The following is a 24,501-nucleotide window of genomic DNA, read 5'->3' on the forward strand; positions in this document are numbered from 1 at the left end:
GGGACCGCTCGGCTAGGATGAAAAGCATGACTTACAAGCTGATTCTGCTGCGCCACGGCCACAGCGAATGGAACGCCAAGAACCTGTTCACCGGCTGGGTGGACGTCGACCTGAACGACCAGGGCCGTGCCGAGGCGGTACGCGGCGGCGAGCTGCTGGTGGAGAACAACATCCTCCCGGACATCCTCTACACCTCGCGCCTGAAGCGGGCCATCAACACCGCAAACCTCGCGCTGGAGAAGGCGGACCGCGGCTGGATCGACGTCAAGCGCGACTGGCGCCTCAACGAGCGCCACTACGGCGCGCTGCAGGGCAAGGACAAGGCCCAGACCCTGGCCGAATACGGCGAGGAGCAGTTCATGACCTGGCGCCGTTCCTACGACACCCCGCCGCCGCCTCTCGCGGACGACTCGGAGTTCTCCCAGGTGGGGGATCCGCGCTACAAGGATCTCGGCGACGCGGTGCCGCGGACCGAATGCCTCAAGGACGTCCTGGTCCGGCTGCTGCCCTACTGGGAATCGGACATCAAGGAAGACCTCAAGGCCGGCAAGACCGTGCTGGTCACCGCCCACGGCAACTCCCTGCGCGCGCTGGTCAAGCACCTTGACGGCATCAGCGACGAGGACATCGCCGGGCTGAACATCCCCACCGGCATCCCGCTCGTCTACGAACTGGACGAGAACTTCAAGCCGCTGAATCCGGGCGGCACCTACCTCGACCCCGAGGCCGCCGCCGAATCCATCAAGGCAGTGGCAAACCAGGGCAAGAAGTAACGCCTTTCGCACCCCGGATACGACGACGGCGGCCGGTCACCTCCAAGGTGACCGGCCGCCGTCGTACCTGCTGCTTTGGGGACGGCTGGGCCGTCAGCTGTGCTCGATGCTGTTCGGGTGCCACGCGCCGGTGACCAGGTAGGTGACCTTCTGCGCGACGGAAACGCCGTGGTCCGCGAAGCGCTCGAAGTAGCGGCTGGCCAGGGCGACGTCCACGGTGGTGGCCGCGGATTCCGCCCAGTCGCTGCGCGCGATCGCCTTGAAGACGCTCAGGTGCAGGTCGTTGACGGCGCTGTTGGCCTTGAGGATGTCACGGGCCACCTCGAGGTCGCGGGTCTCCAGCAGCACGGTGAGCTTCTGCGCGATTTCCAGGTCGTGCTTGGCGAAGCTCTTGAAAGTCTCCTGCAGCTGCTGCGGGACCACGTTCGCCGGGTAGCGGAGCCGGGCGAGCTGGGCGATGTGCCGGGCGAGGTCGCCCATCCGCTCCAGCGAGGCGCTCATCCGGAGCGAACCCACGATCATGCGCAGGTCGCTGGCCACCGGGCCTTGCAGGGCGAGGATGTCGATGGCACGCTCGTCGAGGCTGTTCTGCAGGAAATCGATCCGGGCGTCGGCCGCGATGACGTCCTCGGCGAGGTCGATGTCGGCGCCCTCGAAGGCTGTTGTGGCCTTCTCAAAGGCCTCGCTGACGAGCTTCGAAATTTCGACGAGCTGCTCACCGACCTGGGCGAGCTCTTCCTGAAAAACCTTACGCACGGGTGCGTCCTTTCCTCGGAAACATTGCCGGGCACCTCGGCGCCCGGCCGTTTCGTTTCACCGTAGCGGCGTTCAACCTGCCACCCTTCCAGCCTCCGGTGAACTGTTACGCCTCAATAGGTGAACGTTAGCTGAACCAGCGCCGCAATCGCACAAGTTTTCGATTTCCGGCGGGCCGCAGCGCATAAGCTGGAGCCGTGGATCCAATGCTCATCGGTGTGATCGCGGGCCTGGTCGGCCTGTCGCTCGGTATATTTGGCGTGCTCGCCTTCCGGATCAGTGAGCAGCAGCGCAAAATCAGCGACGTCGAGACCGGCGATCCCTCGCTCCCGGAGGGCGCCGCCGAGGTGCTGGCCGTCGTGGGGCGCGCCTTCGTGGTGGTGGACGCGATCGACGGCGTTGTGCGCGCCAGCCCGGCCGCCTACGCCTACGGCCTGGTGCGGGGGCATACCGTGGTGCACCAGCAGTTGCTCGAAATGACCGGCAAGGTCCGGCGCGACGGTGTGATCCTGGAGAAACAGCTGGAGCTGCCGCGCGGCCCGCTGGGCCAGGGAACCATAGTGGTGCAGGTCCGCGCAGCCATGCTCGGCGAGGAATATATCCTGCTGCTCGCGGACGACCGCACCGAGATCACCCGCACCGAAGAGATCCGCAACGACTTCGTCGCCAACGTCTCGCACGAGCTGAAGACCCCCGTCGGCGCCATCTCGCTGCTGGCCGAAGCGTTGGAAGCCTCGCCCGATGACGAGGAAGCCGTCCGCCGGTTTGCCAAGCGCATGCACAAGGAATCCACCCGGCTGGCCGCCCTCGTGCAGGACATCATCGAACTTTCCCGGCTGCAGGGGGCGAACGTGGCCCAGCAGGCCCACCCCGTGGACATCAACAAGGTGGTCGCCGAGGCCGTGGACCGGTCCCAGCTTCCCGCCGAAAGCAAGAACATCGAGATCGTGGTCGGCGGCCGGACCGACGCGATGGTCTACGGCGACCAGGACCTGCTCGTGACCGCGCTGCGCAACCTGATCGACAACGCGATCCGATACTCGCCGGAGAACACCCGGGTGGGCGTCGGCGTGCGCGCCCGGGACGGCCTGGTAGCCGTCTCCGTGACCGACCAGGGCGAGGGACTCAGCCCCGAGGACCAGGAACGCGTCTTTGAACGCTTCTACCGCGTGGACTCCGCCCGCTCCCGCCACACCGGCGGCACCGGCCTTGGCCTGAGCATCGTCAAGCATGTGATGGCCAACCACGGCGGGGAGGTGACGCTCTGGTCCCAGCCCGGGCAGGGTTCCACCTTCACCATCCGCCTCCCGGAGATGGAGGGACAGGACGACCCCGCCGCGGATCCCCGCCGATCCGCGGCAAATGCACGACACGACCGACGCGACGCCGCCGGCGTCCATGAACAAGGAGCTAGCGCTTGAGCCGGATTCTTATTGTCGAGGACGAGGAATCGTTCAGCGACCCCCTCTCCTACCTGCTGGGCAAGGAAGGATTCGAGGTGGAGGTCGTGGACAACGGACTCGACGCCATCACTGAGTTCGACCGCAACGGCGCCGACCTGGTCCTCTTGGACCTGCAGCTGCCCGGCCAGTCCGGGACCGAGGTTTGCCGCCAGCTGCGCCAACGATCCTCCGTGCCGGTGATCATGCTGACAGCCAAAGACGCTGAGATCGACAAAGTGGTGGGCCTTGAACTGGGTGCCGACGACTACGTCACGAAGCCCTATTCTTCCCGGGAGCTGGTGGCCCGGGTCCGGGCCGTGCTGCGCCGCCACGGCGAGCCCGAGGAACTGGTCTCCAGCACCGTCCAGGCCGGGCCGGTGCGGATGGACATCGAGCGGCACGTGGTCAGCGTGAATGGCGAACAGGTGTCACTGCCGCTCAAGGAATTCGAGCTGCTCGAGATGCTGCTGCGCAACTCCGGCCGGGTTCTCACCCGCGGACAGCTCATCGACCGGGTCTGGGGCTCTGACTATGTCGGCGACACCAAGACCCTGGACGTGCACATCAAGCGGTTGCGCAGCAAGATCGAACCGGACCCCTCGGCCCCGCGGTACCTGATCACGGTCCGCGGGCTGGGCTACAAGTTCGAACCCTAGGCGCCAGGCGCCCGGGCGCCCTCAGGGCTGCGGAACGCAAGCCACAGGAACGCAAAAGGAGGGGCACCCGGTGCGGGTGCCCCTCCTTTTGCGTACTGGAGTGCTACGGAGTCGGAGTGGCCGACGGAGTCTCCGTGGGGGTTTCCGACGGAGTCGACGACGGCGACGGCGTGGCCGTACCCGAGGCGGTGCTGGAGCTGGTGGGCTCGGCGGTGGGCAGGTACTTCTTGTAGTCCGTGATCGTGGCGTCCAGGACGGGCATCTTGAACTTGGCGTCCAAGTTGGTGCCGTCTTCGCGGATCGTGACCTCGACCAGGGAGCCGGGCTTGCCGCCGGAGGTGCTCAGGATCGCCGGGTCGGCGGAATCGTTGAGCAGGACGTAGGAGTTCTTCTTAACCGGAACCTGGGTCTGGGATCCGCCGGCACCGTTGATGGTCAGCTTCACATCATTGGCGGAGGTGTTGTACACGGCACCGATGACGCGGCCCGGCTTGTCCTCGCCGTCGGAGATGATCATCATGTTGCGGAGCTGGAGCGGTCCGAGGTCGGTCCGGGTCCCGTCCGACGCCGAGTACTGCTCAGTGGTCTGCTGGGCATTGATATAGCCGCAGCCGGTCACCGACAGCAGGCCAATGCCAAGTGCAGCCGTTGCCATTGCCAGCTTGCCGCGCCGGCCCCGGGTCATCGCAGTGAAACGCACGTCACGCACTCCTTGAGAGTCTTGAAACATTATTCAGCCATAGCCTATCCGCAATGGAGCGCAAACGCGGATTCGGGGGAGTACACAAAGGCGCCCGCAGGGGAGCGGGACCGGCTGCCGGTCCGGCTGCCGGTCCGGCTGCCAGCCCGGCTGTGGAACCGGCAGCCGCCCCGCCCAGGGGCCGTCCGGCGTCGAACCGTGCGGCTCTTGGCAGCGGGTGGCCAATGCACTATTATCCGCATCCGTCAAGGGTTTTAAGGAGCCGATTCGGGCCATTTTCCGCGGATTTACGCGGTTTCGGGGCACGATCCATGGCAGTTGTATGCCTTAATCGTGATAAACTGGTCTGCGGGAAAGGGGAATGTCCACATGGTTTTTGAGGTCGGCGAGACAGTAGTTTACCCTCACCACGGTGCAGCCAAAATTGAAGAAATCAAGATGCGCACTGTCAAGGGCGAAGAGAAGATGTATCTCAAGCTCAAGGTGGCTCAGGGTGATCTGACCATTGAAGTTCCAGCAGAAAACGTTGACCTTGTTGGGGTCCGGGACGTAGTGGGCAAGGAAGGCTTGGAGCACGTATTCGACGTGCTGCGGGCCGAGTTCACTGAAGAGCCCACCAACTGGTCGCGTCGTTACAAGGCAAACCTGGAGAAGCTTGCTTCCGGTGACGTCATCAAGGTGGCAGAGGTCGTCCGCGACCTGTGGCGCCGTGACCACGACCGGGGTCTCTCCGCGGGGGAGAAGCGCATGCTGGCCAAGGCCCGCCAGATTCTGATCTCAGAACTGGCACTGGCTGAGAAGACTGATGAAGAGAAGGCCGCAAGCGTTCTCGATGAAGTCCTGGCTTCCTAACTAAGAATCGAACCCCGGTGGCGTTACGGCCGCCGGGGCTTCTTTTTGCCCAAAACCGGCCCAACTGACTCGCAGTTGTTGTCCTTTTGGGCCCTGAAAACGACAACAACTGCCAGCTAGTTGGGCTTGGGGCGCGGCGCCGGGACGTAGTCTTGTCCGCATGAACACTGCATCGACAGCTCACGTCACAGCGGTCATCCTCGTCGCCGCCGGATCCGGCCAGCGCCTGGGCTACGGCATGCCGAAGGCCAAGGTGCCGCTGGGCGGTGACAGCATCCTCATGCACGCCCTGCGGGGCGTCGCCGCGGCCGGCATCGCCCGGCAGATCTGCGTCGCGATCCCGCCGGGGGACACTGAACTGCGGGCCCAGTGCGAAACCTTCAGCGCGGAACTGCATGCCGAACACCGCCGCACCGCCGCGCCTGGAGCAGCCGTGCAGCTCCCCGACGTGACCATTGTCGACGGCGGGGCCAGCCGCGCCGAGTCCGTGCGCGCCGCACTGTCCGCGCTCTCGCCGGGCACGCAGTCCGTCCTCGTCCACGATGCCGCCCGGGCGCTCACCCCGGAAGCCGTCTTCCACCGCGTGGCCGCCGCCCTCACCGCCGGCGCCGTCGCCGTCATCCCCGTGATCCCGGTCGTCGACACCATCAAGACGGTGGACCCAACCTTCGGCGACGAAACCGACGTCGCCCCTGAAGTGGTCACCGGCACCGCCCCCCGGGAAATGCTGCGCGCTGTCCAGACGCCGCAGGGCTTCGACCTGGCCACCCTGCTGGGCGCTCACGAAGCAGCCGCTGGATTCGACGCGGCCCAAGCCGCTGCCGTCACGGACGATGCGATGCTGGTGGAACTGCTCGGCGTCCCCGTGTACGCCGTGCGGGGCGCCAGCCAGTCGCTGAAGATCACCACGCCGCTGGACCTGATCCTCGCCGAGGGCCTCCTCGAAGGTCCCCTGGGCGCGCGCTGGGTGGAGGGCTAAGGATGGACGGGAACCGGCCGCAGCAGCCCGGAGTGCCGATCCCGCGGACTGGGATCGGCATCGACGTCCACGCCTACGCCCCCGAGGACGCGCCACAGCCGCTCTGGCTCGGCGGCCTGCTCTGGGAGGGCGAACGGGGCCTGGCCGGCCATTCCGACGGAGACCCCGTGGCCCATGCCGCCGCGGACGCGCTGTTCTCCGCCTGCGGGATCGGGGACCTCGGCACGCACTTCGGTACTGACCGGCCCGAATACGCTGGCGCCTCCGGCGTGACGTTGCTGGCCGAGGCGGCCCGGATCGTCCGCGCCGGCGGCTTTGAGATCGGCAACATTGCCGTGCAGTTCGTGGCGAACAAGCCCAAGTTCGGTCCCCGGCGGGAGGAATCCCAGCGAGTCCTCAGTGAGGCCGCCGGCGCGCCTGTGAGTGTGTCGGCCACTACCAGCGACGGCCTTGGCTTCACCGGCCGCGGCGAAGGGATCGCCGCCACAGCCACTGCCCTGGTCTACCCGGCCGTCTGAGGACGGCCGGGCCGGGCGGGGCAATCGGGCCTACGCTTAAGGGACAACCCCTCCGCACCTCTCAGGAGACCTCCCGTGAAAAAGCTGCTTCCCGTCGTCGCCCTTCTAGCCGGAACGCTGCTGTCCGGGTGCGCCGGCGCCGCGACGCCGCCCGCTACCACCACGCCCCGGATGAGCGTTGAGGAAAGCTGCAAGTTCCTCACCACCGACACCTTCGTGCCCAAGGGGAGCGACAAGGAAAAGGCCACCCAGATCGGCCAGCACTACCAGGAGGTCGCGGACAAGGTGGCCCCGGAAGTCTCCGAACCGATCCAGAAGATGGCCGACATCATGAAGCAGGTTGGAGCCAGCCCCACCGGCAGGCAGACCTCCGAGCAGCTGACGCAGCTGCGGCAACAGATGGACCAGATTGGCGTGCACTGCAAGTAGCCCGCCGGGCCGGTTCCCGGGCATCGGCTAATCTGGAGCGGTGACCCTGCGCTTTTACGACACTGCTTCCGCCGAAGTCCGCGACTTCGTCCCCCTGGTTCCCGGCAATGTGAGCCTGTACTACTGCGGTGCCACGGTGCAGGGCATGCCGCACGTTGGGCACATCCGTTCCGCGATCGCCTTTGACCAGCTCACCCGCTGGCTGCAGTACCGCGGGTTCCGGGTCACGGTGGTCCGCAACGTTACCGACATTGACGACAAGATCCTGGCGAAGTCGGCCGAATCGTTTGCCCCTGAATTCGAGGGCGAGCCGGGCGCTGTCCGCGAGGAGGAATGGTGGGCCTTGGCCTACCGGTACGAGCAGGAATTCCTCAAGGCCTACGACACCCTGGGCGTCTCCCGTCCCACCTACGAGCCGCGCGCCACCGGCCACATCCCCGAGATGCACGCCCTGATCCAGCAGCTGATCGACCGCGGACACGCCTACCCGGCGCTCGACGATTCCGGCGACGTGTATTTCGATGTGCGCTCCTGGGCAAAGTACGGGTCATTGACCCGGCAGAAGCTCGATGACATGCAGGGAGCTCCCGACGCCGACCCCCGGGGGAAGCGGGATCCGCGCGACTTCGCGCTCTGGAAGGGCCACAAGGAAGGCGAGCCGGCGACGGCGGCCTGGGCTTCGCCGTGGGGCGCCGGACGGCCGGGCTGGCATCTGGAGTGCTCCGCAATGGTCACCAAGTACCTCGGCACCGAGTTCGACATCCACGGCGGCGGGCTGGACCTGCGCTTCCCGCACCACGAAAACGAGATGGCCCAGTCCCAGGCCGCGGGCCACGGCTTCGCGAACTTCTGGATGCACAACGGCATGGTCACCTACGCCGGCGAAAAGATGTCCAAGTCCATCGGCAACACGGTCAGCCCGGCCGACATGCTGGAACTCGCCTCGCCGCGGGTGGTCCGGTACTACCTCGGCCAGGCGCAGTACCGCTCGGTGCTGGACTACCAGCCCACCTCATTGAGCGAGGCGGCCGCCGCGATGGAGCGGATCGACGGCTTCATCAGCCGCGCCGTCCGGACCCTTGGCGACGTCGACGGCGGGGCGCCGGCCAGTTTCGGCTCCTTCAGCTGCGGCGTCGTCCCGGACGCCTTTGCCGCGGCGATGGATGATGACCTCAACGTCCCGCAGGCCCTCGCCGTCCTGCACGACACCGTCCGGGCTGGCAACACGGCGCTCACCGCCGGCGAGCTGGACGACGCCCGGCAGGCACTGGCCAGTGTCACGGACATGCTGCGTGTCCTTGGTCTCAACGACACGGCAGCCCCGGCAGTCGACGAGCAGGCCAACACTGCCCTCGGGGTCCTGGTCGAGGCCCAGCTCGCGGCCCGCGCCCAGGCCCGCGCCGGCAAGGACTGGGCCGCCTCGGACGCCATCCGGGACACCCTCGCGGCGGCCGGCGTCGTTGTCGAGGACGGCGCGGACGGCGCCAGCTGGAGCCTCAAGCGGGGCTGAACCCGTCCCCGCCCGGCGGGTCGAAGCGGGCCGCCGGAGGAGCCCCCGGTCGAGGATTTAACGCGAGTCAGTAGACTGGAGTTCAGACTTATCAACGAATCGCGTAGTTAAAAGGGTGAAACTCATGGCCAACAACGGTCGCCGCTCGGTCAAAATGAAGAAGGGCCCCACCGTCGGGACCGGCGGTCACGGCCGTAAAGCCCTCGAGGGTAAGGGCCCCACTCCCAAGGCGGAGGACCGTCCCTACCACAAGGCCCACAAGAGCAAGCAGCTCGCGGAACGCTCCGCAGCCAAGCGCGGCACGGGCACCCGCAACCCCGGCGCCCGCTCGGGCCCGAAGGGACGCGCCACCGAGGAAGTCGTCACCGGACGCAACTCCGTCGTCGAAGCCCTCCGCGCCGGCATCCCCGCCAAGGCCCTGCACGTCGCCATCCGGATCGAAATGGATGACCGCGTCAAGGAATCGCTCAAGCTCGCGGCCGAACGCGGCATTCCGCTGCTGGAGACCGGCAAGCCCGAACTGGACCGGATGACGGACGACGCCATCCACCAGGGCCTCGTGCTGCAGATCCCGCCGTACGAATACCAGGACGCCTACGAGCTGGCCGAAGAGACCCTTGAGAGCTGGAAGAAGGGCCACGTCGCCAACGCGCCGCTTTTCGTCGCCCTCGACGGCATCACCGACCCCCGCAACCTGGGCGCGATCATCCGCTCGGTCTCGGCCTTCAGCGGCCACGGCGTCATTGTGCCGGAACGCCGCTCCGTCGGCGTCACCGCCTCGGCCTGGAAGACCAGCGCCGGCGCCGCCGTCCGCGTCCCGGTGGCCCGCGCCGCCAACCTGAACAGCACGCTCAAGGCCTTCAAGAACATGGGCATCTACGTGCTGGGCCTGGACGGCGACGGCGACGTCTCGCTGCCGGACCTTGCCCTGGCCACCGAGCCGGTCTGCATCGTCGTCGGGTCCGAAGGCAAGGGCTTGAGCCGCCTGGTCCGCGAAAACTGCGACCAGATCGTCTCCATCCCGATCGACTCCGCCATGGAATCGCTCAACGCCTCGATGGCCGTCGGCATCTCGCTCTACGAGATCTCCCGCCAGCGCGCCGCCAAGTAAGTAAAACGCGGGGTCACTTCTGGCCCATCGGGGTGCCCCGGATGGGCCAGAAGTGACCCCGCGTTGCTAGAACTTGTGGCGGTTGGCGAGGACCGGGAGCTTGGCGCGGGCGTCCTCGACGACGGCGGGGTCCAGGTCGGCGAAGAGCAGGCCGGGGGCGCCGTCGAGCTCCTGGAGGACCTCCCCGAAGGGCGAGACGACGGCGGAGTGCCCGACGCCGGTGGGGGCGGACCCGGCGGGCTCGGTGCCAACGCTGGCCGGGTCGCCCTGGCCGCACGCCAGGACGAACGTCGTTGAGTCCGCGGCCCGGGCCCGGGACAGCAGCTTCCACTGCTCGACCTTGCCCGGCCCGGCGCCCCAGGAGGCGCAAACAATGTTGACCTGCGCCCCGCGCTCCGCGTTCTCCGTGAACAGGTCCGGGAACCGCACGTCGTAGCAGGTGGCGAGGCCAAAGGTGATGCCGCCGGCGTCGAAGGTGACGGGTTGGGTGCCGCCGTCCACAGTGTCCGACTCGGCGAAGCCGAAGGCGTCGTAAAGGTGGATCTTGTCGTAGCTGGCGTCTACGCCCGGGCCGGTGACCAGGAGTGTGTTGCGGACCTTGCGGGTGCCGGCGGTAGACGATCCGGGGGTGAACATGCCGGCCACGATTACGATGCCGAGCTCGGCCGCGATGCCGCGGACCTCTGCGGCCCACGGCCCGTCCAGGGGTTCGGCGACCTCCAGCAGGGAGTTGCCGAAGGCGCGCATCGTCGCTTCGGGAAAGACCACCAGTTCCGCCCCGCCGTCCTTGGCCCGGCGGGCGTAGTCCCGCACGAGGTCCAGGTTCCGTTCCGTTTCGCGGCCGGTGATGATTTGAGCCAGTGCTATTCGCACAATTACCTCCAGTTCGGCGCCTACTCCCAGTATGCGGGTCGCTTTGTGAACGGTCTTTGACGTCCCGCGGCGAAAACCAGGGTCATTTGTTATCCCCAGCTAAGCTTTAAGCGATGGTCAAGTCCTATGTAGATCCAGCTACCACCGTAGACGCCTCGCGGCCGTTTCCGCTCGGTGTCAGCGTCCCGCGCACGGGTTCCGCGGCGACGGACGACCCTCGGGGTGCCTTCGCCAATGTGGCCGTCTACGCGCCGGGGGTGGCTAACCTGGACATCGCCTACCAGGCCCCGGGGGGCAGCTGGCAGCTGAAGACCCTGCCCAACATCACGGACGGCGTCCACCACGGCATCGTCGAGGGACTGCCGGCCGGCTCGCGCTACGGCCTGCGCGCCTCGCCTGAGCCGGAGGCCCTGCCGCTCTCCGTGCCGACGTTGGACTTCGACGCCGACGGCGCGCAGCCGCTGCTGCTGGACCCGTACGGCCGCGGCGTAGACGAACGCGAAGACTTCATCACCAGCGTCCGGATGGCCGGCGACTTCGACTGGGGCATGGACCACGGGCCGCGCACCCCCTGGCGCAACACGATCATCTACGAGGCCCACGTCCGCGGCCAGACCATGCTGCACCCGGACATCCCGGAGAACCTCCAGGGCACGTACGCGGGAATGGCGCACCCGGCCATGGTCGAGCACCTGATCTCGCTGGGCGTCACGGCCGTGCAGCTCCTGCCCGTCCACTTCCACATCGACGAGCCGCACCTCCAGAACCTTGGACTGCCCAACTACTGGGGCTACAACACGGCCGCGTTCTTCGCGCCGCATCCCGGCTACGCCACCCAGGCGGCCCAGGACGCCGGGCCCCACGCGGTGCAGGACGAGTTCAAGGGCATGGTCAAACTGCTGCACGCCGCCGGCCTCGAGGTGATCCTCGACGTCGTCTACAACCACACTGCGGAAGGCGGCCCGGACGGGCCGACGTTGAGTTTCCGCGGCCTGGGAGAGCTGGAGTACTACCGTCACGACGGCCACGGCAAATACGTGGACACCACCGGCTGCGGCAACACCCTGAACTTTGGCGAGCCCCGGGTGGTGCAGCTGGTCCTGGATTCCCTGCGGTACTGGGTGAACGAGTTCCACATCGACGGCTTCCGGTTCGACCTCGCCGTCACGCTGTGCCGCAACGCCAACAACGAGTTCGATCCGCGCCACCCGTTCCTGGTCGCGATCGCCGCGGATCCGGTGCTGTCTGAAACGAAGCTCATCGCCGAACCCTGGGACGTCGGTTACGGCGGCTGGCAGACAGGCCGGTTCCCCGCGGGCTGGGTGGACTGGAACGACCATTTCCGCGACGCCGTCCGCACCTTCTGGCTGGGGGACCGCGCCGCGATCGACGCCGGCGGGCAGGGCGGCTCGGTGGCGCGGCTCGCCGATGCGCTGTCCGGTTCCGCGGGCCTGTTCGCGGCCTCGGGCCGCAGCCGGCTGGCCTCGGTCAACCTCATCACCGCGCATGACGGCTTCACCCTGGCCGATCTGGTCTCCTACGACCGCAAGCACAACGAGGCGAACGGCGAGCAGAACCGCGACGGCCACGGCGACAACCGCAGCTACAACCACGGCTTCGAGGGGCGCACCGAGGACGAGGAAGTCCTCGCGCGGCGTGCCCAGACCAGCCGTAACCTGATGGCCTCGCTGATGATTTCCCAGGGCGTGCCCATGATCACCGCCGGCGACGAGATCGGCCGCAGCCAGCAGGGAAACAACAACGCCTACTGCCAGGACAACCCCATCACCTGGATCGACTGGACCAGCACCCCGGAATCGCACGCGATGCTGCGCAGCACCAAACGCGTGATCCGGCTGCGCAAGGAGTTCCTCGCCGGCCAGCCGCACGACTACCCGGCACGGGACCAGCAGTCCTATTTCCACTGGTTCGATGTCCACGGCGAACCGATGTCCGGCGACCGCTGGCAGGATCCCGGCCACCGGGTCGTCCAGCTCCTGCTGGGGTCCGACGACGGGCGCGTGGACGGCCTCGTGGTGGTCAACGGCAGCGCCCAGGACGTCAAGGTCACCCTTCCCGTCATCCCCGCGGACGACGGCGGCGGCCACCGGCTCTATGAACTCCGGCTGACCACCTCGGAACTCCACGACCGCCGCCAGGGCGTTCGGATCTCCTCCGGCGAGCGGGACGTGGTCCAGGCCAACACCATCAATATCTACCGCGTCTAGGGTGTCCACACGCCAGGCATGGGGGAATCACGAATGAACGTCCGGCGGCTCACCGCCCTGCTCGCCGTTCTGCTGGGACTTGTGGTGCTGGCCTTCGTGCTGGCCGGCCTTCCGCAGACGGGCACCGTCCCGCCGGACGCCGGCCGGAGCGGCCCCGCCCCCAAGGCGACCGTCTCCCAAACCCCGACGCCGGGCAGGGCCCCGGCGGCCGGCGTCGCCAATCCCTCCCGGCTGCCGGAGATCAAGGCGTCGGACCTTCCGGCCGAGGCGCGGCAGACCCTTGCCCTGATCGCCAGGGGCGGTCCCTACCCGTATTCGCGCGACAATGTCCCGTTCGGGAACTTCGAAAGGATTCTCCCGCGGAAAGCCTCCGGGTATTACCGGGAATTCACCGTGCGGACTCCCGGGGAGTCGGACCGGGGCGCGCGCCGGATCGTGGCGGGTGCGGCCGGCGAAAAGTACTACACCGCCGACCATTACGAAACGTTCAAATTTATTGCCGAAGGCAAGTAGGGAAACCATGAAGATTTTCTCCGCCGACACTTGGACCCTTGAGGAATTGCAGGCGCAAGTCCACGACGCCGGCCGCCGGGCGCTCGTGATCCCCGCTGCGGACTCCAAGAAGGCGGTGCTGCGGACCTTCGGTGAGGCGCTGGACTTCCCCGAGCACTACGGCGTGAACCTTGACGCCCTCAACGACTCGCTGCACGACTTCGCCGACGCTGTCAGCGACGACGGGCAGCGGCCGGTCACCCTGATCTGGCAGGTCCCGGCCGCCTTCCGCGGCGACCGCACCTTCGGCGTCATCTGCGAAATCCTGCAAGACGCCGAACGCTACGCCGGCAAGGACCTGACCGTCATCGCCGTCTGCCTTTAACCCCCGCAAGACCCCTCAGCGCCCTAGAAGGCGAGCTGATCCGAAAGCGCGAGAACAACCGAGCAAATCCGCTAACCGGCTATGCGTTCACGATCAGGCCCAGCTCGGCCTTGGACGCCAGTCCCTCGTGCTTGGGCAGCACCCTGACGGTGTAGCCGAAGGATCCGGACCGGTCGATCACCAGGGTCCCGCTGAACAGGTACCGGCCCTTGCCCAGGTCTTCCACGGACTGCAGCTCCGCCACGGTGACATCGGTCAGCTCATCGCTGTCCTCGGCCCGGCCGAAGGCCACCTCCACCGCGACATCCTCCGGCCGCAGGGTGTGGAGTGCCACGTAGGCGTTCACCTGCAGGTCGTCGCCGATCTGCGGGTCCTCGGAGACGCCCACCGAGTCCACATGTTCAACCTGGATCTGGGGCCAGGCGGCGCGGAGCTGCGAGGACCAGGCGGCGAGCTCCTTCGCTGCGGCAAAGTTGTCCGCCGACGCCTTCCGCCCGGCCACCGCGGCCGGCCGGTAGAGGACGTTGACGTAGTCCTGCAGCATCCGGTCCGCGGACACGGCCGGACCGAGGTGGGACATGGTGTGCTTGATCATCGAGACCCAGTGCGTGGGCACCTTCTGCGCCACGGACTGGGAGGGGCCGGCGGCGCCCGCCTCGTCGGAGACGGTGAGCCCGTAGAACTTCGGCGCCACCTGGCTTTCGAGGAGCTCGTACAGGGCCGAGGCTTCAATGTCGTCGCGTTCCTCCGGGGACGCGTCGTTGTTCGCCGTCGGGATCGCCCAGCCGTTCTCGCCGTCGTACATTTCATCCCACCAGCCATCCAGCACGGAGAGGTTGAGCGAGCCGTTCAGGGCGGCCTTCATCCCCGAGGTGCCGCATGCCTCGAGTGGGCGGAGCGGGTTGTTCAGCCACACATCGCAGCCGGGGAAGAGGGTCCTGGCCATGGCGATATCGTAGTTGGGCAGGAACGCGATCCGGTGCCGGACCGCGGGGTCGTCGGTGAAACGAACCAGATCCTGGATCATCTTCTTGCCGGCATCGTCCGCCGGGTGCGACTTGCCGGCAATAACCAGCTGGATCGGGTGGGTCTTATGCAGCAGCAGGGCCTTGAGCCGGTCCGGATCGCGCAGCATCAGGGTGAGGCGTTTGTAGGTCGGCACGCGGCGGGCGAAGCCGATAGTGAGGATGTCCGGGTCCAGCACCGAATCCGTCCAGGACAGCTCGGCGTCGGCGGCGCCGCGCTTCTTCCAGGCGGCCCGGAGCCGGCGGCGGACGTCTTCGACCAGCGAGACCCGCATTTCGCGCCGCAGCGCCCAGAGGGCTTCGTCGCTAACGTTGTAGGCCAGGTCCCAGCGGCCCTCCGTCTCGGCGTCGGCGCCGAACTGTTCACGGGCCAGCTGGGATACGCGGGGATCCACCCAGGTGGGCACGTGCACGCCGTTGGTGACCGAGGTGATGGGCACCTCGGCATGGTCGAACCCGGGCCAGAGCGCGGAGAACATGCCGCGGGAGACGACGCCGTGCAGCTTCGCGACGCCGTTGGCGCGCTGGGCCAGCCGCAGCCCCATCACGGCCATGTTGAAGACGAACGGGTTGCCGTCGGCAAAGTCCTCGCGGCCCAGGTCCAGGATCTTTGCGATCGGCACATCGGGGGCCAGGCCCGCGGTGAAAAAGTGCTCGATCTGCGAGGTCTCGAAGCGGTCGATGCCGGCCGGGACCGGGGTGTGCGTGGTGAACACGGTGGAGGCGCGGCCCGCGGTCAGGGCTTCTTCCCAGCTGAGCGGGTGCTCCCCGGACATCAGTTCCTGGATGCGTTCGACTCCCAGGAAGCCGGCGTGGCCTTCGTTCGTGTGGAACACCTCCGGCGCGGGGGCGCCGGTCAGCCGCTGGTAGGCCCGCAGCGCCTTGACCCCGCCCATCCCCAGCAGGAGTTCCTGTTGCAGCCGGTGGTCGCCGCCGCCGCCGTAAAGGCGGTCGGTGACGCCGCGCGCCGCGTCGTCGTTGCCCGCCACGTTGGAATCCAGCAGCAACAGCGGGACGCGGCCGACGTCGGCACGCCACACGTGCGCCAGCAGGCGCCGGCCGTGGGGGAGCGGCAGGGAGATCTGGATGGGCCGGCCGTTACCGTCCGGGGCCGGCTCACGGAGCAGGGTCAGCGGCAGTCCGTCCGGGTCGAGGACGGGGTAGGTCTCCTGCTGCCAGGCGTCGCGGGACAGGGACTGCTTGAAGTAGCCGGCCTGGTAGAGCAGGCCGACACCGATCAGGGGAACGCCAAGGTCCGAGGCCGCCTTCAGGTGGTCGCCGGCCAGAATGCCGAGTCCGCCGGAATACTGCGGCAGCACCTCGGTGATGCCGAACTCGGGCGAGAAGTACGCGATGCAGCGGGGCGCGTCCTCGCCCAGGCTCTGGTACCAGCGGGGCTGCTCCAGGTAGCGGTCCAGATCCTCGGCGGCCGCGTGGACACGGCGCACCACGTCCTGGTCCGCGGCGAGGCGCTGCAGCTCTTCCCTGCTGACGAGGCCCAGGAAGGTCACCGGATCGTGGGCGCTCTCGGCCCAGATGGCCGGGTTTAGCTGCTCGAAGAGCTCCCGGGTCGGCAGGTGCCACGACCAGCGCAGGTTGGTGGCGAGCCGCGCCAGGGGCCGGATCGATTCGGGAAGAACAGTTCGGACGGTAAATCTGCGGATAGCCTTCACCAGCGAAACACTAACGGACAACGCAGAGCCCCGGAACAGCTTTGGGTTTCTTTCCGGTAAATGTCGGATTGACCTCGGGATTCACCCAAAAAACTGAGCAGCCTTAGCATTCTGTGCGATTTGTAGATAACGTCGAGGCTGTGACGACTAACTCGCGAACCAGTGCCGTGTCCAAGCAAAAGCCGAAGGCCCTGATCACGGAGGGCCTTAAATTCGGCAGGTTTCCAATCACCGCCGTGCAGCCCGCGGTCGAAGACGGAAAGTTCCCAGCCAAGGCAGTCGTCGGAGAGAGCATCGTGGTCGGCGCCACTGCCTTCCGCGAGGGCCACGACATGCTCGGCGTCAGCGCCGTGCTCCTGGACCCGCGGGGTAAGGAGCGGCAGCGCGTCCGTCTGGCCCCGCCGCGCGGGGACCGGGGCAAGGGCACCGACCGTTGGGAAGGCCTGCTCACCCCGTCCGGCACCGGCAAGTGGGCGTTCGTTATCGAGGCCTGGCACGACCGCTACGGCACCTGGCACCACAACGCCGAAGTCAAGATCGAAGCGGGCATCGACGTCGAGCTGATGCTGGCCGAGGGCGCCGCCCTGCTGACCGAGGCCTCCGAGGACGCCACCCGTCCCTCCGCCGATCGGCGGACCCTGCGGATCGCCGTCGTCGGCCTGTCCGATGGTTCGAAGACCCCGGAGGAGCGCCTCGCCGCCGGCTTCAGCGCCGACGTCGCCGATGTGGTTGCGCGCCAGCCGATCCGGGAACTGGTGACCGTCTCCGAGCCGTATCCGCTGCTGGTGGAGCGCGAGCTCGCCGGCCGAGGCGCCTGGTACGAATTCTTCCCCCGCTCCGAGGGCGCCGTCCGCAACCACGAAACCGGCGAGTGGACCTCCGGGACGTTCCGCACCGCCGCGAAGCGGCTCGATGCCGTCGCCGCGATGGGTTTCGACATCATCTATATGCCGCCGATCCACCCGATCGGTACCCAGCACCGTAAGGGCCCGAACAACACCCTGCTGGCCGGCCCGCACGACCCCGGCTCCCCGTGGGCGATCGGTGCCAAGGAAGGCGGCCACGACGCCATCCACCCGGACCTGGGCACCTTTGAGGACTTCGACGCCTTCGTGGCGCGCGCCGGCGAACTGGGACTGGAGGTGGCGTTGGACCTCGCGCTGCAGGCCGCCCCGGACCACCCCTGGGTGCAGAGCCATCCCGAATGGTTCACCACCCGCGTGGACGGCAGCATCGCCTACGCCGAAAACCCGCCGAAGAAGTACCAGGACATCTTCCCGCTGAACTTTGACAACGACCCGGCAGGCCTGTCCAACGAGATCCTGCGGATCGTCCAGCTCTGGATCAGCCACGGCGTCAAGATCTTCCGCGTGGACAACCCGCACACCAAGCCGGTGTGGTTCTGGGAATGGCTGATCGCCAAGGTCAACAAGAAGAACCCCGAGGTCGTCTTCCTCGCCGAGGCCTTCACCCGGCCGGCGATGATGCACGCGCTGGGACGGGCCGGGTTCCAGCAGTCGTACACCTACTTCACCTGGCGCAACACCAAGGAGGAGCTGGAGGAGTACTTCCAGGAGGTCAGCCACGAATCCCCGGCCTACTTCCGTCCGAACTTCTTCGTCAACACCCCGGACATCCTCACCGAGTACCTGCAGTTCGGCGGACCGGCGGCGTTCAAGATCCGTGCCACGCTTGCCGCCACCGCCAGCCCCATCTGGGGCGTCTATGCCGGCTACGAACTGTACGAGCACGTCGCCCGGCMGGGCGCGGAGGAGTACATCGACAACGAGAAGTTCGAGTACAAGGCCCGCGACTGGGACGCCGCGGCGGAGTCCGGCCGCACCCTGGCCCCGTACCTCACCCGGCTCAACGAGATCCGGCACACCCACCCGGCCCTCGGCGACCTGCAGAACCTCACGGTGCACCAGAGCACGGACAACGCCACCGTGGTCTACTCAAAGCACAAGACCCTCCCGGACGGCAGCAAGGACACCTTGATCGTCGTGGTCAACGTGGATCCGCATGGCATCCGGGAAAGCACGGTGACGCTGGACCTGGCGGCGCTGGAGCTGGACCCTGAGGACCTGACGCACAACGGCCGCTTCGTCGTCGATGACCTGCTGACCGGCGAAAGCTGGGAATGGGGGGAGTACAACTACGTACGCCTTGACGCACATGTCGAACCAGCCCACATCCTGAGCATCCGGAGGCAGCGCCCGTGAGTTTCAGCCCGAGCAACCCCAACCAGCACTTCACTCCGAAGGGGACTTTCGAACTGAACGCTCCCGGACTCCAGCACGACCCCCACTGGTACCGGAAGGCGGTCTTTTACGAGGTCCTGGTGCGTGGTTTCGCCGACGGCAACGGCGACGGCTCCGGCGACTTCCACGGCCTGATCGAGAAGCTGGACTACCTGCAGTGGCTCGGCGTCGACTGCCTCTGGCTGCCGCCCTTCTTCCAGTCTCCGCTGCGCGACGGCGGCTACGACATCTCGGACTACAACTCGGTGCTGGACGAATTCGGCACCATCAGCGACTTCAAGCGGCTCGTCGCGGAGGCCCACGCCCGCGGCGTCCGGGTCATCATCGACCTGCCGCTGAACCACACCTCGGACCAGCACCCGTGGTTCCAGGAGTCGCGCAAGGACCCGGACGGCCCGTTCGGAGATTTCTACGTGTGGAGCGACACGGACGAGAAGTACCAGGACGCCCGCATCATCTTCGTGGATACCGAGGAATCCAACTGGACCTTCGATCCGATCCGCCGCCAGTTCTTCTGGCACCGATTCTTCTCCCACCAGCCGGACCTGAACTTCGAGAACCCCAAGGTGATCGATGCCCTGTTCGACGTCGTGCGGTTCTGGCTGGACCAAGGCATTGACGGCTTCCGCGCCGACGCCATTCCCTACCTCTTCGAGGAGGAGGGCACCAACTGCGAGAACCTGCCGGCCACCCACGAGTTCCTGCGCCAGCTGCGCCGGATGGTCGACGAAAGCTACCCCGGCCGTGTGATCATCGCCGAAGCCAACCAGCCACCGGCCGAAGTGGTGGAATACTTCGGCACCGAAGAGGAACCGGAATGCCACATGGCCTTCCACTTCCCGATCATGCCGCGGCTGTACTACGCGTTGCGGGACCAGAAGGCCGCGCCCATCATCGAGACGATGAAGGACACCCCGGACATTCCCGAGGGCGCCCAATGGGGCACCTTCCTTCGCAACCATGACGAGCTCACTCTGGAAATGGTCACGGCCGACGAGCGCGCCGCGATGCTCGGCTGGTACGCGCCGGACCCCCGCATGCGCGCCAACATCGGCATCCGCCGCCGGCTGGCCCCGCTGCTGGACAACTCCCGCTCCGAGATCGAACTGATCAACGCGTTGCTGCTCTCGCTGCCGGGAAGCCCGTTCCTGTACTACGGCGACGAAATCGGCATGGGCGACAACATCTGGCTCGAGGACCGCGACGCGGTCCGCACCCCGATGCAATGGAACCCGGACCGCAACGCCGGGTTCTCCAACGCCGACCCGGGCAAGCTCTACCTCCCGGTGATCCAGTCGCTGGTCTACAACTACAGCATGGCCAACGTTGAAGCCGAGGCCGCCCACTCCGGCTCGCTGCTGCGCTGGACCCGTCAGATCCTCAGCGTCCGCAGGAACCACCCGGCCTTCGGGCTCGGCTCGTTCCAGCACGTCGAGGCGGACCACGACGTCGTCCTTTCCTACCTGCGCGACCTTCCGGCGGGCAACGCCGCCGGCGAGGAGGCAGAGACCATCCTGTGCGCGTTCAACCTGTCCCAGCACCCGGTGGCCACCACGCTAAGGGTGCCGCAGTATGCCGGCCGCGGGCTCCGCGACGTTTTCGGCGGTCAGGCGTTCCCCGCCATTTCCGACGACGGCACGCTGACCCTCACCCTGGGCAGCCACGACTTCTTCTGGCTGCGGATCCGATCGGCCGCATCCAACCCGGCATCGCCCCACACCCAGGCTATGCCTATCCTGTCCATCGAAGGCTGAAATGACCCGACCCACCCTTTCCCCCGCGCTGGACGCCCTGCTCCGCAGCTGGCTGCCGCGCCAGCGCTGGTTCCCCGTCAAGAGCGCGCACTTCAGCTTCGAGCCGGCGGGCCGTGTGCGCCTCGGCGCCGGCCCGGCGGCCGCGACGCCGGAGATCGGCGCGGAGCTTGAAGTTCTGCTGCTCGCGGTGACGTACCCGACGGCGGACGGCAACCGCACCGACGTCGTGCAGGTGCCGCTCAGCTCCCGCGCCCTGCCGCTGGCGGGTGCGGGAGCCGCCCTGCTCGGGGAGATTCCCGCCGACGGCACGGGCGCGGCACACGGCTGGATCTACGACGGCGTGCACGACCCGGCGTTTATCGCAGCCTGGCTTGAACTCATGCGCGAACGCGCCGCCACAAGCGACGGCACGGCCGCCGGGCACCTGGTGGAATCCGATTACCGGCTGCCGTTCGCCACTGGCAAGGTCCGGGTGCTCTCCGGCGAGCAGTCCAACAGTTCGGTCATAGTGGACGACGGCGCCTCCGCGGCGATCCTCAAATTCTTCCGGGTGCTGTCCGAGGGGCAGAATCCCGAAGTCGAGATCGGTGCGGCCCTGACCGCCGGCCGCACCGTTGAGGTCCCGGCCACCCTCGGCTGGGTCACCGGCGAATGGACCGTCCCCGGGGGTGCCTCGACCGCCCGCGGCGAGCTCGCCGTCGCGCACGAATTCCTGGCCGGCGGCCTGGACGCCTGGCGCCTGGCCGTGGACGCGGCCAGCACCGGCACCGACTTCACCGCCGAAGCCCGCGCCCTGGGCGTCGCCACGGCCACCGTGCACCGCCGGCTCGCCGAGGCGCTCGGCACCGCAGCGGAGTCCGTGCCGGGCGGGGACATCGCGCCCGGCGTCGCCCAGCGGGTCCGGCAGTCGTGGGCGGAAGCCGGCGCCGCCGTCGGGCCCTTCGACGATGAACTTGAGGCGCTCCTTACGCGGCTCGAAGGCAGCAGTGCCGGCCGGCTGCAGCGGATCCACGGCGACCTGCACCTCGGCCAGATCCTGCAGGTCCCCGGCGGACCCGGGAAACCGGCCCGCTGGGCGATCCTGGACTTCGAAGGGGAGCCGCTGCGCCCGATCTCCGAACGCAACTTCCCGGACGTGCCGCTCCGCGACGTGGTCGGCATGCTGCGGTCCTTCGACTACGCCGCCGGCGCCGCCGTCCGCGAGTACGACGACGCCGTCGTCCCCGCGGCCTGGGTGGACGACTGCGCCGAGGCCTTCCTGGCCGGTTATGCGGAAGTCACCCCCGGCACGATCGACCGCGACTCGCCCCTGTTCGTGGCGTTGTGGCTGGACAAGGCTCTCTACGAAGTTGTTTACGAACTACGGAACAGGCCGGACTGGCTCGCCATCCCGGTGAATGCATCCCGTCGTCTCCTCGGCAGTACAGGCCCCGGCGTTCCCGCCGAAGCCGCAGCGGAAGGTAACAAAATGACAGGTTCAGCACGTACCGATCGACCCGGAGTCCCGCTTCCCGTGGACGCGGAGACCCTTGCGCGCGTCGCCGCCGGCGAGCACCACGCGCCGCATTCGGTCCTTGGCGCGCACCTCGACGACTACGGCCACGTCACCATCCGCACCGTGAAGCACCTCGCGGAAGCCGTCTCCGTGGTCACTGCGGCCGGCAGTTTCCCGATGTCGCACGAATCCGGCGGCGTGTGGGTGGCCGTGCTGGACCCGCTGGACGAAGGGCACGTTCCGGACTACCGGCTTGAGGTCACTTATGAAGGCCAGGCACCGCAGCAGGCCGACGAGCCTTACCGCTACCTGCCGACGGTGGGGGAGATCGACCTGCACCTGATCGGCGAAGGCCGGCACGAGCGCCTCTGGGATGTGCTGGGCGCACACGTCCAGCACTACAAGTCCGTCCTGGGCGACGTCGACGGCGTGTCCTTCGCGGTGTGGGCCCCGAACGCCCAGGCCGTGCGGGTCAAGGGCGACTTCAACGGCTGGGACGGCCGGGAATTCTCCATGCGCTCCCTCGGCTCCTCCGGGGTGTGGGAACTGTTCATCCCCGGCGTTATAGCAGGGGCGTGCTACAAATTCGAGATCAAGACCAAGCACGGGCACTGGGTGGAGAAGGCCGATCCGCTTGCCTTCGGCACGGAGGTTCCTCCGCTGACGGCGTCCCGCGTCGTCGAGCCCTCCTACGCCTTCAAGGACGAGGAATGGATGAAGGCCCGCGCGGCCCGGGATCCACACAATGCCGCGATGAGCGTCTATGAGGTCCACCTTGGGTCCTGGCGGGTCGGGCTCGACTACCGCCAGCTGGCCAAGGAACTTGTGGAGTACGTGAAGTGGCTCGGCTTCACCCACGTGGAGTTCATGCCCGTCGCGGAACACCCCTTCGGCGGATCGTGGGGCTACCAGGTCACGTCCTACTTCGCACCCACCTCGCGCTTCGGGCACCCGGACGAGTTCCGGCACCTCGTGGACGAACTGCACCAGGCCGGCATCGGCGTGCTGTTGGACTGGGTGCCGGCGCACTTCCCCAAGGATGCCTGGGCGCTGGCCCAATTCGATGGTGGGCCGCTGTACGAGCACTCCGATCCGAACCTGGGCGAACACCCGGACTGGGGCACGCTGATCTTCGACTTCGGCCGCAGCGAAGTCCGCAACTTCCTGGTCGCCAACGCCCTCTACTGGCTGGACGAGTTCCACATCGACGGCCTCCGCGTCGACGCCGTGGCCTCGATGCTCTACCTGGATTACTCCCGTGAGGAGGGTCAGTGGCAGCCGAACCGCTTTGGCGGCCGCGAGAACCTCGAGGCGATCTCCTTCCTGCAGGAGGTCAACGCAACGGTTTACAAGACGCACCCCGGTGCGGTCATGATCGCCGAGGAATCCACGGCATTCCCGGGGGTCACCGCCCCCACCAGCCAGGGTGGCCTGGGCTTCGGCATCAAGTGGAACATGGGCTGGATGCACGACTCGCTCAAGTACATGGCCGAGGACCCGTTCAACCGGAAGTGGCACCACGGCACCATCACGTTCTCCCTCGTTTACGCCTACACGGAAAATTTCCTGCTGCCGATCAGCCACGACGAGGTTGTGCACGGCAAGGGCTCGATGCTGCGCAAGATGCCCGGCGACCGCTGGCAGCAGCTCGCTAACCTGCGGGCCTTCCTGGGCTACCAGTGGGCCCACCCGGGCAAGCAGCTAATTTTCATGGGCACCGAGTTCGGCCAGGAAGCGGAATGGTCAGAACAGTACGGCCTGGACTGGTGGCTGGCCGACATCCCCGCGCACCGCGGCGTGCAGCTCCTGACCAAGGACCTGAACGAGCTGTACAGCTCCACTCCGGCGTTGTACGAACGCGACAATGACCCCGACGGCTTCCAGTGGGTCAACGGCGGGGACGCGGACCGGAACGTGCTGACCTTTATCCGTCGGGACGCCGCCGGCAACGAGCTGGTGTGCGCCTTCAACTTCTCCGGCTCCCCGCACCAGGACTTCCGCTTGGGCGTCCCGGCCGTGGGGCAGTGGCAGGAAGTCCTAAACACCGACGCCGCTGCCTACGGCGGCTCGGGTGTCCTGAACGAGGGCACCCTGACAGCGGCCGACGGCGGCACCGACGGCCAGCCCGCCACGCTCACCGTGACGTTGCCTCCGCTGGGCGCCGCCTACTTCAAGGCGATCAGCTAGCCACGTGACGGCATGGCTGTGACGGCCATCTTGATCGGAGGGCCCGGAATCCTTGGGATTCCGGGCTTTCCGTGTCCTGCGCCGGCCGCCGATCCGGGGCCGCAGGAGAGACCGCCGGGGGCCCCTTTGTCACCCGGCTCAAGTGGTGGTAGAGTTTATTTCCGCGCTGCTCCCCGGAGTTGATCCGCTAAGAAGACCAAGAAGCCTATGGCAAGACTGAGTCGGACCGCTGATTTGACTAGGGTGAAGCACGCGGGTAAGTTTGAAAAGTTGCTCCGGAGCGATCCTGGACCGTTGGGTTTGGGTGGTGCCGGGTGTGTCTGTTGTTTGAGAACTCAATAGTGTGCCAAGTTTGTTGATACCAATTTTTTATTGAATTGGTTGATTGTGCCGGGCCTGCCA

At 67.2% G+C, this 24,501-nt stretch carries 19 protein-coding genes; 15 read left to right on the forward strand and 4 right to left on the reverse strand.

What is annotated here, in order from left to right; all coding sequences use genetic code 11:
* The first annotated feature begins 26 nt into the window (after positions 1-26).
* The gene (locus AC1DBD_RS16040) at positions 27-773 is read left to right on the forward strand and encodes a phosphoglyceromutase (protein WP_175324031.1); all 747 of its coding nucleotides are present in this window, start codon (positions 27-29) and stop codon (positions 771-773) included.
* Positions 774-866: 93 nt separating this feature from the next.
* Here the strand turns inward: AC1DBD_RS16040 and phoU are convergent, their stop codons facing one another.
* Positions 867-1,529, reverse strand: a complete 663-nt coding sequence (phoU, locus tag AC1DBD_RS16045) for a phosphate signaling complex protein PhoU (RefSeq protein WP_441419042.1) — start codon at positions 1,527-1,529, stop codon at positions 867-869.
* A 206-nt stretch (positions 1,530-1,735) separates the two neighbouring features.
* Here phoU and AC1DBD_RS16050 point away from each other — a divergent pair, with 206 nt between their 5' ends.
* Together AC1DBD_RS16050 and AC1DBD_RS16055 are read left to right on the forward strand one after the other, a co-directional pair.
* A complete protein-coding gene (locus AC1DBD_RS16050) occupies positions 1,736-2,950 on the forward strand; it encodes a sensor histidine kinase (protein WP_476909061.1) in 1,215 nt (404 codons plus the stop codon).
* Positions 2,947-3,627 carry a response regulator transcription factor gene (locus AC1DBD_RS16055; protein WP_175324033.1) on the forward strand — a complete coding sequence of 227 codons (681 nt, stop codon included), beginning with the start codon at positions 2,947-2,949 and terminating at the stop codon, positions 3,625-3,627. Before AC1DBD_RS16050 ends, AC1DBD_RS16055 begins: the two co-directional genes overlap by 4 nt.
* Positions 3,628-3,730: 103 nt before the next feature.
* On the opposite strand, the gene AC1DBD_RS16060 is transcribed toward AC1DBD_RS16055, so the two are convergent.
* A complete protein-coding gene (locus tag AC1DBD_RS16060; RefSeq protein WP_476893027.1) occupies positions 3,731-4,312 on the reverse strand; it encodes a hypothetical protein in 582 nt (193 codons plus the stop codon).
* A 384-nt stretch (positions 4,313-4,696) separates the two neighbouring features.
* Between AC1DBD_RS16060 and AC1DBD_RS16065 the strand changes: the two genes are divergently transcribed.
* The 6 genes from AC1DBD_RS16065 to rlmB all read left to right on the forward strand — a co-directional run bounded on the left by AC1DBD_RS16065 (position 4,697) and on the right by rlmB (position 9,726).
* Positions 4,697-5,179, forward strand: a complete 483-nt coding sequence (locus AC1DBD_RS16065; RefSeq protein ID WP_026266570.1) for a CarD family transcriptional regulator — start codon at positions 4,697-4,699, stop codon at positions 5,177-5,179.
* 160 nt (positions 5,180-5,339) lie between these two features.
* Positions 5,340-6,158: a 2-C-methyl-D-erythritol 4-phosphate cytidylyltransferase gene (gene ispD, locus AC1DBD_RS16070; protein WP_476909050.1), complete on the forward strand. Its 819-nt coding sequence runs from the start codon at positions 5,340-5,342 to the stop codon at positions 6,156-6,158.
* 2 nt (positions 6,159-6,160) lie between these two features.
* Positions 6,161-6,676: a 2-C-methyl-D-erythritol 2,4-cyclodiphosphate synthase gene (gene ispF, locus AC1DBD_RS16075; protein WP_476909051.1), complete on the forward strand. Its 516-nt coding sequence runs from the start codon at positions 6,161-6,163 to the stop codon at positions 6,674-6,676.
* 75 nt (positions 6,677-6,751) lie between these two features.
* Entirely contained in the window at positions 6,752-7,105 is a 354-nt protein-coding gene (locus AC1DBD_RS16080; RefSeq protein WP_476892787.1) for a hypothetical protein, read from the forward strand.
* A 40-nt stretch (positions 7,106-7,145) separates the two neighbouring features.
* On the forward strand, positions 7,146-8,615 hold the full coding sequence (gene cysS, locus AC1DBD_RS16085) for a cysteine--tRNA ligase (RefSeq protein WP_476982494.1): 1,470 nt from the start codon (positions 7,146-7,148) through the stop codon (positions 8,613-8,615).
* A 124-nt stretch (positions 8,616-8,739) separates the two neighbouring features.
* Positions 8,740-9,726 (forward strand): 23S rRNA (guanosine(2251)-2'-O)-methyltransferase RlmB, encoded by a 987-nt coding sequence (rlmB, locus tag AC1DBD_RS16090; RefSeq protein WP_441419047.1) that lies wholly within the window; start codon positions 8,740-8,742, stop codon positions 9,724-9,726.
* Positions 9,727-9,792: 66 nt separating this feature from the next.
* Here the strand turns inward: rlmB and AC1DBD_RS16095 are convergent, their stop codons facing one another.
* The gene (locus AC1DBD_RS16095; RefSeq protein ID WP_476982495.1) at positions 9,793-10,599 is read right to left on the reverse strand and encodes a carbon-nitrogen hydrolase family protein; all 807 of its coding nucleotides are present in this window, start codon (positions 10,597-10,599) and stop codon (positions 9,793-9,795) included.
* Positions 10,600-10,712: 113 nt separating this feature from the next.
* On the opposite strand from AC1DBD_RS16095, the gene glgX reads away from it, so the two are divergent.
* Genes glgX through AC1DBD_RS16110 form a run of 3 tightly spaced genes read left to right on the forward strand, consistent with a single transcriptional unit; the run spans position 10,713 to position 13,704 of the window.
* Positions 10,713-12,827 (forward strand): glycogen debranching protein GlgX, encoded by a 2,115-nt coding sequence (gene glgX / locus AC1DBD_RS16100; protein ID WP_476982496.1) that lies wholly within the window; start codon positions 10,713-10,715, stop codon positions 12,825-12,827.
* Between the two features lie 18 nt (positions 12,828-12,845).
* Complete coding sequence (locus tag AC1DBD_RS16105; RefSeq protein WP_476892786.1) at positions 12,846-13,340, forward strand: guanyl-specific ribonuclease; 495 nt, start codon at positions 12,846-12,848, stop codon at positions 13,338-13,340.
* A 7-nt stretch (positions 13,341-13,347) separates the two neighbouring features.
* A complete protein-coding gene (locus AC1DBD_RS16110; RefSeq protein WP_441419051.1) occupies positions 13,348-13,704 on the forward strand; it encodes a barstar family protein in 357 nt (118 codons plus the stop codon).
* A 79-nt stretch (positions 13,705-13,783) separates the two neighbouring features.
* On the opposite strand, the gene glgP is transcribed toward AC1DBD_RS16110, so the two are convergent.
* Entirely contained in the window at positions 13,784-16,402 is a 2,619-nt protein-coding gene (glgP, locus tag AC1DBD_RS16115) for an alpha-glucan family phosphorylase (protein WP_476892785.1), read from the reverse strand.
* Positions 16,403-16,542: 140 nt separating this feature from the next.
* Between glgP and AC1DBD_RS16120 the strand changes: the two genes are divergently transcribed.
* Genes AC1DBD_RS16120 through AC1DBD_RS16130 form a run of 3 tightly spaced genes read left to right on the forward strand, consistent with a single transcriptional unit; the run spans position 16,543 to position 24,099 of the window.
* Positions 16,543-18,624, forward strand: a complete 2,082-nt coding sequence (locus tag AC1DBD_RS16120) for an alpha-1,4-glucan--maltose-1-phosphate maltosyltransferase (protein ID WP_476982497.1) — start codon at positions 16,543-16,545, stop codon at positions 18,622-18,624.
* On the forward strand, positions 18,621-20,417 hold the full coding sequence (gene treS, locus AC1DBD_RS16125; RefSeq protein WP_441419054.1) for a maltose alpha-D-glucosyltransferase: 1,797 nt from the start codon (positions 18,621-18,623) through the stop codon (positions 20,415-20,417). Before AC1DBD_RS16120 ends, treS begins: the two co-directional genes overlap by 4 nt.
* A gap of 1 nt (position 20,418) precedes the next feature.
* Positions 20,419-24,099 (forward strand): 1,4-alpha-glucan branching enzyme, encoded by a 3,681-nt coding sequence (locus AC1DBD_RS16130; protein ID WP_476982498.1) that lies wholly within the window; start codon positions 20,419-20,421, stop codon positions 24,097-24,099.
* Positions 24,100-24,501: the final 402 nt, after the last annotated feature.

It is taken from the genome of Arthrobacter sp. 10T419, from assembly GCF_056394105.1.